This window comes from Thalassoglobus polymorphus, assembly GCF_007744255.1.
GTDB lineage: Bacteria > Planctomycetota > Planctomycetia > Planctomycetales > Planctomycetaceae > Thalassoglobus > Thalassoglobus polymorphus.
In genome coordinates, this window is sequence record NZ_CP036267.1 from 2,473,081 (window position 1) to 2,486,094 (window position 13,014).

The following is a 13,014-nucleotide window of genomic DNA, read 5'->3' on the forward strand; positions in this document are numbered from 1 at the left end:
CAAAATCCTCCACCTAGAATCAATTCTTTCAAATAGAGTTTCTGAATTATGAGCCAAGACGCAAATAAACTCCAGCCAATCTCTCGCCGTTCCTTTCTGAAGAGCTCCGTTGTCGCAGCTGGGACATCTTCGTTGTTGGCGAAAACGCTCAGCGCAGAGACAACGGATGGAAAGAAACCGTTGATGGCCTACGTCGGGACCTTCAGCGCTCCTCTTAAAGATATGTTACCGACACAGGTCGATCTTCCGCCGGGGAACGGGCGAGGAATTCATCTCTTTCAGGTCGACCGTCAAACCGGTGCATTGGCTGAGGCCGGTGTTGTTGAAATGGGGACGAGCCCAAGTTGTTTAGCAGTGAGTGCTGACGGTACTCGAATGTATTCCGCAAACGAAACCGACCATGTCGGGAAGACGAAGGAAGGGACTGTCAGTTCTTTTTCTATCAACCCGTCCGATGGGAAACTGACTCTTCTTAATACAGTTCCATCGGGAGGCGCCGGGCCAACTTATGTCAGCATTCATCCATCAGGACGATACTTGTTCGTCGCCAACTACTTCGGCGGATCTGTTGCTGTTCTACCAATTCAAGAAGATGGACAACTCGGCAAAGCGACGGATGTCAAAGTTGATTCCGGGAAGATCGGCCCGACTCGTGCCACCAATGCACCTAGGGGAAGCTTTGCATTCAGCGGCCACGATCGAACGCATGCTCACATGATTCAATCAGATCCGTCAGGACGTTACGTTTTGCATGTCGATTTGGGGCTCGACTTAATTTACGTCTGGAAGTTCGATGAGAAGACTGGCCGCCTGACACCGAACGATACGGCGACCGTTTCACTTCCACCAGGCGATGGACCACGCCATTTCCATTTCCACCCGAATGGAAAATGGTTTTATTCCATTCAAGAAGAAGGCTCAACAATTGTCTTCTTCGATTACGACTCTAAGTCAGGGACATTGTCAGAGCGGCAAACCATTTCCACTCTTCCGCCAGAATTTGCAGGGAGCAACTTCTGCTCAGAGATTCTGGTTTCGAGCGACGGGAAATTTGTCTACGCCGGCAATCGATTGCATGACAGTATCGGAATCTTTGCAGTCGGCCCCGATGGGAAACTGAGTTTCACTGGAGAAGAATGGACGCGAGGCAACTACCCCCGCAGCTTCAGTTTCGATCCCACCGGTCGTTTCTTGTATTGCTGTAATCAACGGGCAGACAGCGTTGCGGTCTTTAAAGTCAATCGAAAAACAGGCGGACTGAAGTTCACAGGTCAGTACGTACCAGTCGGGAATCCATCGCATCTTGTCTTTGTGGATTTGCAGTCTTCCTGAAATGATGCAGGCGTTCCGCCTCGTGGTTATGTGCGATTTTCCATTTAAAGTGCTATCGCATTAGAAGAGTACAACGGTGTGGACGGCGAAAGCCGCAGGGAAAGTCAGTTCAAAGCATTGAGGAGAGTTTGACCTGCCTGGCAGGTCAAACTCTTTTTGAAGGAACAAGTTGAACTGCCGTTCGAATCGCGGAGACCATGCCGGCTGTCTCCACGAGGTTCTTGCCAGCGATGTCGAAGGCGGTTCCGTGGCTGGGGCTGGTGCGAACAATCGGTAACCCAAGTGTCACGTTCACCGCGCGTTGAAACGCGATCAGTTTGAGAGCAATGTGACCCTGATCATGATACATCGCAACAACTCCATCGTATCGCCCCGCCACTGCTTGCTGAAGAAGTGTATCTGCTGGAAACGGTCCCATGGCGTTGATACCAGTTTCAGTTGCATGTGCGACCGCTGGAAGAATGAGTGTCGCTTCTTCATTCCCGAACAGCCCGTTTTCTCCAGCGTGTGGGTTCAAAGCACAGACTCCAATTCGCGGGGCTTGACATCCAACTCGCTGCAGAAAGGAAGCAATCAGAGAAATCTTTTCGGCAATCGCTTCTGTTGAAAGCAAATCAGGGACGCTGGCAATGGAAGTATGCAATGTGACATGTGCGACGCCGAGACCGTACGGACCGCTGACGACTTCTCCCGCTGGCAAATAAAGCATCATCGCAAAGTCTTCAACACCGCACTCCTTTGCCAAGATTTCAGTGTGCCCGGGATAGTGGTGTCCGGCGAGGTGAAGAGCTTCTTTATTCAATGGAGCGGTCACGATGGCATCGATTTGGTTCGCTAGTGCTGCCTGAGTCGCCGCCACGAGCCAGTCATAAGCTGCCTGCCCAGCAGCGGCATGCAACTTCCCGATTGGAACAGACGCAGTCTCTGCGTTCGTGGGGTTCCAACACGAAATGGCATCGTCGTCCCGTTCTTCAGCGATCCCATCAAGATGAGATACGACGCGGACTTGCGGTGCATTCTCGTAATGTTTGAGGGCACGTTCTAAAACCTGCGGGTCTCCAACGACGACTGGAGTGCATCGTTGCTGAACATCCGTCGAAACAACTGCCGCAGCGACAACTTCTGGTCCGACACCCGCAACGTCCCCCATCGTTAGTGCAACGACAGGTTTCTTCTGCAGCCCATGGTGATTCTGTTGTGTGCTCGTCATCAATTAAAACATTCAAGCTGAGACAACGGGATTCCCGCGATGTCTTTTTCGGAAAGGATTGGTGGTTGATCGAGGCTCCATTCGATTCCGATGTCAGGATCGTTCCAGAGTAACGTTCTTTCAAATTCTGGATGATACAGGTCTGTGCATTTATAGAAGAAGTCCGCCGATTCACTAAGAACTTGAAATCCGTGTGCGAACCCCTCGGGGATGTACATTGAACGTCGATTCTCCGAGGAGAGAATTTGACCGACCCAGTTCCCAAATGTCGGCGAACTTTTGCGAACATCCACAGCGACGTCAAAAACTTCACCGGACAGGACGGTTACTAACTTGCCTTGTGGGTGTTGGATTTGAAAGTGCAAACCACGCAACACGCCTTGTTGCGACCGCGAAAGGTTGTCCTGAACAAACTCGGCCTGTAAACCTGCATCGCGAAAGGTACCCTGATGGTAAAGCTCCAGAAAAAAACCTCGTTGATCACCAAAAACGTTCGGTTGAATCAGTTTGACATCTGGAATGCTTAGCTCAGTGATCTCCATGTCTCAGTGATTCCCATGTAAGCGATCTGTTGAAGAAATTGAATCAATATCGGAAAATGAAAATTGTATTGTCGTTGGCAACTCAAGTTAACTTCAACAGCGCTTCGAATTGAATTTTAAGAAAGCATTCCGATGCCGACTGTTTTTATCCCGGCTTCTTTACGCAAACATACTGGAGATGTCCGATCCGTTGTTGTTTCAGCTGGGAATGTCCGGGAAGTGATTGAAGAATTGGAAAAAAAATTCCCAGGGATCAGTGAGAAGATTTGTGAAGACGGACAACTGCGAAAAGGGTTATCTGTCGCCGTCGACTCGCGTGTTTTAAGCCATGGAATGCTGGAAAAAGTCTCTCCCGAGAGTGAAGTTCACTTCGTCCCTTCTGTATCGGGCGGCTGAATTAAACAAGAAGAATTCGACAAAACAGCTGAAATATGCGTATAATGCTGGTTGAGATCTTCCCGACTTAGTCTCTGCATGCTGCCTTCCTCAATCTAAGTCGATTACCTTCCTTCCGAATTTGGTGAGTCCTTGATTCGTGTCCGTTGTCGACATTGTGGTTCCCGGTTCCAGCTCCGCACCGAGGATGCTGGCAAAAAAGGCTTGTGTCCCAACAAAGAGTGTCGACAGCCGTTTCGCGCACCTGCAAACATTCCCAAGGAATCCGCGAAACCTGCGAAATCGTCCGGTCGGATGCCGGCTCGAAAACGACCTGGCAAAAAGCAGACTGCTTCTAGTCGACCAACGCCGGTCAGGAAGCAGAATCGAGGGAAACGAAAAAGGCGACAAAAACGATCGGTCTATCCGGTTGTGGCCGCATCTTGTGTCGGGATTGTGTTCTTGCTTGGATTCTTCACGTTCTGGTTCCGTTCGGATCATGGAGATTCTGACCGCGGAACGATTGTCGCAGCTGATCAACTGAATCCACTTGCCGAAATCGACTTCGATAAAGAGATTAAACCTTTCTTTCAGAAATATTGCCTTGATTGCCATAGTGAGGACTTTCAAGAAGGCGACTTTAGTTTTGACCGCTACCCTGATGGTGATTCCATCAAGCGTGATCGGGAAATTTGGACGAAAGTTCAACAACTTGTCAGACTGGGCGCGATGCCCCCAGCCGATTCAGATCAACCGTCAAAAGACGAGAACCAGAAGATCATTGATTGGATCGATTATCAGCTCTTCTTTATCGATTGTTCCGTCCCGCATGATCCCGGACGTGTCACTGCAAGGCGACTCAATCGGACGGAGTACAACAACACTGTCCGAGATCTTTTAAACGTCGATTTCAGACCTGCAGACGACTTTCCTTCTGACGATGTCGGTTACGGGTTTGACAACATCGGTGACGTCCTTTCCGTCCCCCCGTTATTGATTGAAAAATATCTGACTGCCGCTGAGCAAGTCGCAGAAAAAGCGATCATCACCCAGCACCCGAAATACTTTTCGAAGCGAGCATTCGGGAAGGAATTGAAAGAAGAAGGTGCTGTCTCAAGTCGAGGAGACGGAAGTAAAGCAATTGTCTCCCGAGGGCGCGTTTACCATCAGTTTAATCTTCCAGAGAACGGAACTTATCGCTTAATCATCAAGGCTTCAGCAGATCAAGCGGGGGACGAACTCGCGAAGATGGAGTTGAAACTCGATGAGCGTGTCCTGAAGGTTCAAGAGATTCAAGGACACAAAGAAGAGAATCTGGTCGAGTTGGAATTCGAAGGGAGTGCAGGAAAGCAAACGCTTTCTGCTGCCTTTATTAACGACTTCTATAACCCCAAAGCAGAGAAGCGAAAAGACCGTAACCTGATAGTGAGGTCCCTTCGAGTTGAGGGGCCACTCGGTATTCCTGATTCGGTACGTGAGTCCAACTCGCTGCTCAAGGTCTTCCCTGAAAACGGTGTCTCAGTTTCTCACGCTGCTCAATCGAACTTTCGAGAGTTTCTGCCACGCGCGTTTCGACGACCTGTGACAGAAGCGGAAATTTCTCAATACGTGTCGTTTGTCGAGATGGCGTCTGAACGAGGAGCCTCGTTCGCAGAGTCAATGCGTATTGGCTTGCAGGCGATCCTCGTCTCACCGCACTTCCTCTTCCGTGTTGAAGAGAGTCGGCAACAAGTCGGTACGATGGAACAACTAGACGATTTCGCACTCGCGACTCGTATGTCGTATTTCATATGGAGTAGTTTACCGGATGAAGAGTTGTTTCAACTCGCAAAAGAAAACCGTCTCCATGAGCCGCAAATTCTGAAAGAACAGACCGAGCGGATGCTGGCTGACCCGAAGTCCGAAGCACTTGTGAAAAATTTCTCCGGGCAGTGGTTAGGTCTTCGCAAATTGACGACGAACGAAGTCTCTCCAGATACTGCACTCTTCCCCGAGTTTAATGAGAAACTTCGCCTGGACATGTGGAAAGAGACGGAGTTGTACTTCGGTTCGATCGTGCATGAAAATCGAAGTCTCTACGACCTGCTCGATGGTCGCTATTCATTCTTGAATGAGCGGCTGGCGAAACTTTACGGGATTGAAAATATCAAAGGGGAGAATTTCCGCCGGGTTGAATTTCAGGATTCGCAGCGGTTGGGGGTTCTCACACATGCCAGTATTTTGACGCTGACGAGCTATCCCGACAGGACTTCACCCGTGAAGCGTGGACAGTGGGTTCTCGAAAACTTTCTCAACGATGCTCCACCAGATCCTCCCCCAACGGTCCCTGGTATTGAAGAGACACAATCGGCGAATCCGAACCTTTCCTTCAGGGAACAATTAGAACTCCACCGGAAAGATCCTGGCTGTGCAGCGTGTCATGTCACCATGGATGAAATCGGTTTCGGGCTCGAAAACTTTGACGCCATTGGGCGCTGGAGAACGCAAGACGGAAAATTTGAAGTCAATGCCAGCGGGACTCTCCCTAATGGTGAGTCGTTTAACGGTCCAGAAGAGATGATTGCTGTTCTTCGAGGCCGAAAAACAGAGTTCGGACGATGCGTAGCAGAAAAAATGCTAACATATGCGCTAGGACGAGGACTAGAATACTATGATCGATGCGCTATCGACAAGATTATGACCGATCTCGATAGTGATGACCGATTTTCTGTGCTTATCACCGGAATCGTTCAGTCGGCGCCGTTCCAACTGCGTCGAAACAACAAATAGTTGAAGGAAAACGGATCAATCAGCCGACGTTCAATGTAAGGACTGCGGCGAAGGCTCCGTCTTAATAGCTGGTCTCTGTCGTAATACACGACAGTGAAGATTTGAAAGGTATTCCAATGAAACCGATTTCACGAAGAACGATGCTTCAAGGTGTTGGTGCAACACTTGCCTTGCCTGTTCTGGACGCAATGCTTCCAAACACAGCTTGGGCAGCGCCTGAGCAACTTGTGCAAAACCGAATGGGATTCATCTTCTTCCCGAACGGTGCCATCATGAAGGACTGGACTCCTGGCGAACTCGGCGAGAAGTTCTCACTTCCCAAAACACTCAAGCCGTTGGAGAAGCATCAAAAGGACATGCTTGTTCTTTCAGGACTCGCTCAAACCAAAGCCCGTGCAAACGGAGATGGAGGTGGTGACCATGCGCGCAACTCAGCAGCATTCCTGACCGGAGCACAACCGAGGAAAACGAGCGGTGCCGATATTCAAGCCGGCATTTCAGTCGATCAAATTGCGGCAGAAAAAATCGGATCTCAAACAAAACTTCCATCACTGGAACTTGGTATCGAACCGGGACGGCAAGCCGGTCGTTGCGATTCAGGGTATAGTTGTGCGTATGTTTCCAACATCTCCTGGAAAAGCCCTCAAACTCCGATGGCCAAGGAAGTGAACCCGAAACTGGTTTTCGAACGGATGTTCGGAACTGGCGAAGATCAAAAGGCGATGGAAGAACGGAACTTCTATCGCAAAAGTATTCTCGACTTTGTAGCGAGTGATACGAAGCAGCTTAAGAATAAACTTGGGCGCAATGATCAGCGAAAACTGGATGAATACTTCGCAAGTGTTCGTGAGATTGAACAGCGAATTGAACGTTCTGAAGTTGAAGCGGATCTCGCACGTCCAGATGTCGAGATTCCCGAAGGTGTTCCGAAAGATTGGGCAGAGCACGTACGAATGATGTACGACCTGATGGTGCTCGCATTCCAGACAGACACTACCCGCGTCTGTACTTTCATGCTTGCAAACTCTGGTAGCAACCGAAGGTTCAAAGAAATCGGAGTCAACTCCGGGCATCACCAGATTTCGCATCACCGGAATGATGAAGCCCTGGTTGCTAACCTGCAAAAAATTGATGAGTACTCTGTCAAACAGTTCAGCTACTTCCTGGACCGGATGAAGAGCGTCAAAGAAGGTGATGGAACTCTGCTGGACAACTCCATGTTGCTGTACGGTTCTGCCATCAGTGACGCCAACCGGCACACTCACCATGATTTGCCAATCCTGTTGGCTGGTCAGGGAGGCGGGACAGTGAAAACGGGGCGACATCTTCAGTACGAGAAAGAGACACCGATGAACAATCTCTTCTTGTCGATGCTCGATCGAATGAACGCTGGAGTCAAAGAGTTTGGTGACAGCACCGGACGGCTCGATCAATTGTCATAACGGTAAGACTGACAATACTGCTCTACAGAAAACCCTGCACTGAACTTCGATTCGGTGCAGGGTTTTTACGTCTACCACAAGAAGTCGGCTCTGCTTTATCAGAAGAAGATCTTCTTAAACTCTACGAGCTGACGAATTCTTGCGCATCTTTCGAATTGGTTTGCAGGTTCTGCCTCGTGGCGAACAGTATTTTTATTAGCGAAACGCGTTCTTCACGGGCACACGGTAGAGCAAGCTGCTCAAAGAACCTTGTGGGTACTCGATGTGTGAGCTGCGTCGATCTATTGCATTCAGCTTTCTTCTGGTCTAGCTCGTTTCGATGCTCTCTATGACCCTGCTTTCGAGAATTGAACCGATGGGTTCCACTCGTACAGTGGTTTGGATCACTCACTTCATCATGTTGTATTTCTTCATTTTGTTGTAGAGGGTCACTCGGCTGATACCGAGTTCTTTAGCGGTGTTGGTTCGCGAAAAATTGTTCTTGAAGAGGGTTTGCTCAATGATCTCCTTCTCGCTGCACGCGACTTTTTGTTCAAGAGAGCGATCATGATCCTTCTGACTTTGATGTCCTAGTCGGACCGACGGGTCGTTTGTTGGCCCGACCTGACCGGCAAGAATGTTTGGCGGGAGATGTTCTCGGCTTAGGATGCCATCTTTGCAATAGATGACCGCTCGTTGCATGACGTGTTCGAGTTCACGCACATTTCCTGGCCAGGGATAGCTGAGAATCGAATCGAAGAGCGAATCGTCGACACGATGAATCGGAATCCCATGTTTCTCCTGAAACTTTTTGATAAACATCTTGCACATCGGAATGACGTCCACTTTCCGCTTTCGCAGTGGTAGCAATTCGAATTTCATCATGTTTAATCGGTAGTACAAATCTGGTCGAAATAGCCCCTGTTCAACGAGCGGTTCCAAATCCAGGTTACTGGCGACAACCAGTCTGGCTTGTGACTGAAATGTCTGGTTCGAGCCGACCGGCTCAAACTCTCCTGTCTCGATGACCCGCAGCAACTTGACTTGTTGTTCCGGAGCAAGGACATCGATTTCATCGAGGAGAATCGTTCCTTTCCGGGCAGCGATGAACTTGCCTTCTTTGTCAGCATGTGCACTGGTGAACGATCCTTTGACATGTCCAAAGAGTTCGCTTTCGATCAGGTCGCGCGGGAGTGCTCCGCAGGCAACATGTATGAATGGTTCATCTCGTCGAGGAGACGCTTCGTGGACGAGGTTCGAGAGAAATGTTTTCCCCGATCCGGTTTCCCCAATCAACAAGATAGTCACATTGTGAGAGCCAGCGACCATCAAGTCTTCCAGCATTTGTTTCATTTCCGGTGAACGCGTTTCAAAGTTCCGCGTGATCCCGGGAAACACAGCTTCACCGAATCCAGTTGTGACGATCGTAGGTGGGGGCTTTGGTGCTTCGGCTGTGCTTGCATGCGGCGATGCAGTCGCGGAAGCCTCTTCTTCAACCGGAGCTTGTTCTTCGGCGTACTTCTGCTCAAGGCAACGCTGAAGTCTGTTTATGACCGATTCTACAGTAATGATCCCGCTGAGGGCTTCGACATGTTTTGAATCGATGTGAGGCTGAAGCAGCACAGGAACTTCGTTCCCTACAAGAGCCAATGACAGCGTCTGTGTAGAGCTCTGCTGTAAGTGATTCAGAACCCGGTCGATGACAGCTCCATCGCTGAGTTCCCAACGCTGATCTGTCACCAACACATCAATCTTCTCATCAACAAGCAACGGCAAGATGCTCGAGAGGTGTGTGGAGACCATGATGTCGAAGTCTTTTTCAAGAACGTTTCGGAGTTGGCTCCCAAAATTTTCGTCGGGGCTGGAGAAAAAGAGTTTGAGTCGAGGCATCGGAATGTTCTTTCGATGTAACTTGCGACAGAACAGATGTGAGAGCTGCGTACGATGTGAAACAGTCTGTCAGGCTGCCTTCACATCAAGTCAACATCTCTTAATGATCAACTTCAGTGCCAGTGAGTCCGAATTCGGTGATCAGAAACGAAATCATGTTCAATTCTTTTGACAACGCTGAACAACGCCCCGGCGCATCCTTCGTAAATGGACTCGTATTTCCAGATGAAACTCGTTTTGAGAGCAGTCTTTCAGCGATTAAAGAACTTGCAAAAGAGGTCGAAAGTCACAGGGGAATTTCAATGGTGACCTACGTCAACGTCGCGTTAAGGCATCATGCGGCAACACTCAATGTTGTTTTTATGCAACAAGGAACTGTGCAGAGCTTCCAAAAGTTGGCGAGGATACCGAAGTCAAAAGAGCTATGAACTCAGGGAGCAGAGGTTCCAGACTTGTGGGTTGGCTACAAACAAGCAGGATGATGAGATAGATCCACTCTCCCAGAAAATCCATCTACCGAGGTTCTGCTTCCACCGAAATGTCTCGACCTTGGCGGGGCGCAGGCCAATGGAACGTCTGGATATGAACACCGGTTCACATGACGTGTGTTTCTCTGGTAAGAGATTGAACTCCACGAGTAAAGTCTGGAATACGATTTCCGTGGACGCTAGCAGCTCGTGAACGCGGAGTTCGAATTGAAGAGATTGATGCTGGCGAGCGAAGGCATTTACTCCGGTCAATTAATGGCCTCGGCCTCTCCAGTCGAGATGCGCTCTGCTCTGTCCCCTTTTGGTGGATCTTTCACACATGCTGTAGCGTAGGAATAAGTCACGCTGGGCGTTGGCGTTGACCGTTGGGGGATTGGGTGGTCTGCGAGCTTGGCGCAGGAATATTTGGGGGGGGGATCCAAATTGCTCTCTCAAGAATTGAGAAAAGCGGTAGCTCCAGAGGTTTACGGACCGGTTCTAGTAAAAAGCTGTTCGCCACGAGGCAGATCCTGCAAACCAATTCGAAAGATGTTCTAGCTTAGCTTTGCTTTAGATCTGGAACGCTATTGTTTTGCCTACTCAAGATGTCCCCTGAGGCAATGTTTGCGTAGCGACGTCGGAACAGCATTCACGGATTGTGATCACGGTTTGTGAGCGAGGTGTTCCAAACGAGAGAGAGGTAGAACTCTTGTGGGGTTCACTATGCGGAGTCTCTGTGTCCGGGAAGAGAGCTTTTCATCCGGTGACTCGCTCTTTTCCGCGAGACAGATCGCACACTCTTTCAGAATGCCTTAGAACTGGTCTCGAAACTTGCTGTTCCTATCTCTGATACAGAGAAAGGTCGCAATGCCATCGTTATTGAGAATGCTCTAGCAGACGTTGGCCAGAATGTCTTCCGAACCTGCAAAACTTTCATCGATCTCAGCTTGTCCGTCGTCAAGAATTTCAAAACAAAGCCCATCACCTTCGACAGAGACAATTGTCACTGTATACTCGCCAACATGAATCGTTTCGCCAACGGATAGTTCGATCAAATGTTCTTGCACAGTTTGTCTCCGTAGAACCGGATGAGATGTTATCAATGTGCGCATGACAGAAAGAGTCAGGCGAAACGGACTATACACCGGAGTTACAAACTCGCCAACTGAAAAACGTCAAGCTGTTTCAAAATCCTTCAAAGATTTTCAAACTTTCGTGACTCATGAACAAAAAGACATCTTGATGAAAATTCGAACTCAAGCTGCTGATTTTCGCGTCGAAGAAATTAATTCGATCCCAATTGGACGTGACGGAAAATACGGCGTTTACGAAATGCGAAAAACGGGTTGGAACACACTCGACGCATTGAAGAGCATTGCCATTCAGTGGAAGCGTTCACCTAAAGAGTTGGCGCATGCCGGTCTAAAAGATCGACATGCCATCACGTCTCAAGTGATTACGATCTTTGATGGCCCAAGTCGAAACTTCGAAGATCATCAAGTTTCACTTGAGTACCTGGGACAGTCATCAAGAGCCACTGTTGCCACGGACATTGTAGGGAATCGCTTCAGCTTAGTTCTCCGGTCCCTCTCTGCTGATGAAGTTCACTCTGCGAAAGAAGCGCTTCCACAAATTGGAGCAACAGGGTTGGCGAATTATTTTGACGATCAACGATTTGGTTCCTGGATTCCGGGACATCCGTTTATCGCTGAACATTGGATACGAGCCGATTACGAAGAAGCGTTGCGGCTGAGTTTTGCGGAACCACATCCGATGGATGACGGAGAAGAACGAGAGCAGAAAGACATTTTGCGACAACACTGGGGCGATTGGAAGCTTTGCAAACAGAAACTCAGTCGATCACATCGTCGAAGTATAATCACGTTTCTGGATGACCGAAAAGATGACTTTAAAGGTGCCTGGGCTTGTGTCAATGCAGAAATGCGTGGACTCTACTTAACTGCATTTCAAAGTGATTTGTGGAACCATATCCTCAATAACCTTTTCCAGGAAGCTTTCACTGATGATCAGCTCATACGATTTCGGATGAAGACAGGCGAACTCTGTTTACCTACGACGATGACTGCCGAGCAGAGAAAAACTCTTCATGCTGCTGAAATTCCATTGCCTTCGGCACGAATTAAAAACCTTGATGAATCGTTGCGTCCGCTTGTCGAAAAGTCTCTAGCTGAGAAAGGCTGGAAACTGGAAGAACTCAAAGTTCGGCATCCGCGAGACCGCTTTTTTCCGAAGGCTTCGAGAGCAGCCATGATTCCCGTTGCTGATCTGGAGTCTGAGTTTGGGGAGGATGAACTCTCTCCGGGGCTGGCGAAACTCAATGTTCAATTCACTTTGCCTCGGGGTTGCTACGCAACGATGCTAGTGAAGCGTTTGATGATTGCGGAATCTCAAATGCAGAACTGACGATCTCGGGGATCGCGATCAATCGGCCTGTTTCCGTTGCTACAAAGGCCCAGTTCGTTTCTGCCCGGGCGATGAGTTTTTCAGTCTTGCTGTGGAGGATTTCATATTTTCGAAGCGATGAATACTTCTTCATGTCCTGAACCCACGTTTTGATGACGACTGCATCTCCCTGAAAAACAGGTCGCCGATATTCGATGAAGTGCGACCTTACGACCCAGGCCCAACCATGCTTCTTGTACTGGCTCGTGTTCCAACCTTGTGCGTCTGAATGTGCGATTGCGGCGTTCTGCAACCACTTTAGATACGAAATGTTATTGGCGTGTCCCTGACCGTCGATGTCCGTCTCGGTCACTTCGTGCTTAAACAAAAATAGAGCGGGCATGATGACGTCTCCAGCGGTGAGGCAATGTTTTTTCGAGAGTGGAATGTTTATTCGTGAGCAGTATCATACTGCTTTTCAGTTGTCTCTGTTTTCTTCAGCGTCGTTCAGAAAGTGGTCGTCGCTGACGGGCAGTTTTGTGACGCTGCAAGTTGAGAAGACATATGAACAAACTCTCAACGTGACACAAGTCAGGTTTCAGCAA

The 13,014-nt window shown here is 49.1% G+C and carries 11 protein-coding genes; 6 read left to right on the forward strand and 5 right to left on the reverse strand.

What is annotated here, in order from left to right; translation table 11 throughout:
• The first annotated feature begins 48 nt into the window (after window positions 1–48).
• Window positions 49–1,332, forward strand: a complete 1,284-nt coding sequence (locus Mal48_RS08950) for a lactonase family protein (protein WP_145198136.1) — start codon at window positions 49–51, stop codon at window positions 1,330–1,332.
• A 145-nt stretch (window positions 1,333–1,477) separates the two neighbouring features.
• Here Mal48_RS08950 and pdxA read toward each other — a convergent pair whose 3' ends face one another.
• A complete protein-coding gene (pdxA, locus tag Mal48_RS08955; protein WP_145198138.1) occupies window positions 1,478–2,542 on the reverse strand; it encodes a 4-hydroxythreonine-4-phosphate dehydrogenase PdxA in 1,065 nt (354 codons plus the stop codon).
• A complete protein-coding gene (gene rfbC, locus Mal48_RS08960) occupies window positions 2,542–3,084 on the reverse strand; it encodes a dTDP-4-dehydrorhamnose 3,5-epimerase (RefSeq protein WP_145198140.1) in 543 nt (180 codons plus the stop codon). The genes pdxA and rfbC overlap by 1 nt, the downstream gene beginning before the upstream one ends.
• 132 nt (window positions 3,085–3,216) lie before the next feature.
• Between rfbC and Mal48_RS08965 the strand changes: the two genes are divergently transcribed.
• The 3 genes from Mal48_RS08965 (at window position 3,217) to Mal48_RS08975 (ending at window position 7,670) form a co-directional block, all read left to right on the forward strand.
• Complete coding sequence (locus Mal48_RS08965; RefSeq protein WP_145198142.1) at window positions 3,217–3,480, forward strand: MoaD/ThiS family protein; 264 nt, start codon at window positions 3,217–3,219, stop codon at window positions 3,478–3,480.
• 132 nt (window positions 3,481–3,612) lie between these two features.
• A complete protein-coding gene (locus Mal48_RS08970) occupies window positions 3,613–6,228 on the forward strand; it encodes a DUF1592 domain-containing protein (RefSeq protein WP_145198144.1) in 2,616 nt (871 codons plus the stop codon).
• Window positions 6,229–6,344: 116 nt separating this feature from the next.
• The gene (locus Mal48_RS08975) at window positions 6,345–7,670 is read left to right on the forward strand and encodes a DUF1552 domain-containing protein (protein ID WP_197442188.1); all 1,326 of its coding nucleotides are present in this window, start codon (window positions 6,345–6,347) and stop codon (window positions 7,668–7,670) included.
• Window positions 7,671–8,057: 387 nt separating this feature from the next.
• Here Mal48_RS08975 and Mal48_RS08980 read toward each other — a convergent pair whose 3' ends face one another.
• The gene (locus tag Mal48_RS08980; protein ID WP_231739965.1) at window positions 8,058–9,539 is read right to left on the reverse strand and encodes a sigma-54 interaction domain-containing protein; all 1,482 of its coding nucleotides are present in this window, start codon (window positions 9,537–9,539) and stop codon (window positions 8,058–8,060) included.
• A 155-nt stretch (window positions 9,540–9,694) separates the two neighbouring features.
• On the opposite strand from Mal48_RS08980, the gene Mal48_RS08985 reads away from it, so the two are divergent.
• On the forward strand, window positions 9,695–9,967 hold the full coding sequence (locus Mal48_RS08985) for a hypothetical protein (RefSeq protein ID WP_145198146.1): 273 nt from the start codon (window positions 9,695–9,697) through the stop codon (window positions 9,965–9,967).
• Window positions 9,968–10,896: 929 nt separating this feature from the next.
• Here Mal48_RS08985 and Mal48_RS23220 read toward each other — a convergent pair.
• Window positions 10,897–11,073, reverse strand: coding sequence for a hypothetical protein (locus Mal48_RS23220; RefSeq protein WP_197442189.1), 177 nt, complete (start codon window positions 11,071–11,073; stop codon window positions 10,897–10,899).
• Window positions 11,074–11,248: 175 nt separating this feature from the next.
• Here Mal48_RS23220 and truD point away from each other — a divergent pair, with 175 nt between their 5' ends.
• Window positions 11,249–12,430, forward strand: a complete 1,182-nt coding sequence (gene truD, locus Mal48_RS08990; RefSeq protein ID WP_197442190.1) for a tRNA pseudouridine(13) synthase TruD — start codon at window positions 11,249–11,251, stop codon at window positions 12,428–12,430.
• On the opposite strand, the gene Mal48_RS08995 is transcribed toward truD, so the two are convergent.
• A complete protein-coding gene (locus tag Mal48_RS08995) occupies window positions 12,354–12,812 on the reverse strand; it encodes an acyl-CoA thioesterase (RefSeq protein ID WP_145198150.1) in 459 nt (152 codons plus the stop codon). The two genes, truD and Mal48_RS08995, sit on opposite strands and share 77 nt — an antisense overlap.
• Window positions 12,813–13,014 lie beyond the last annotated feature (202 nt).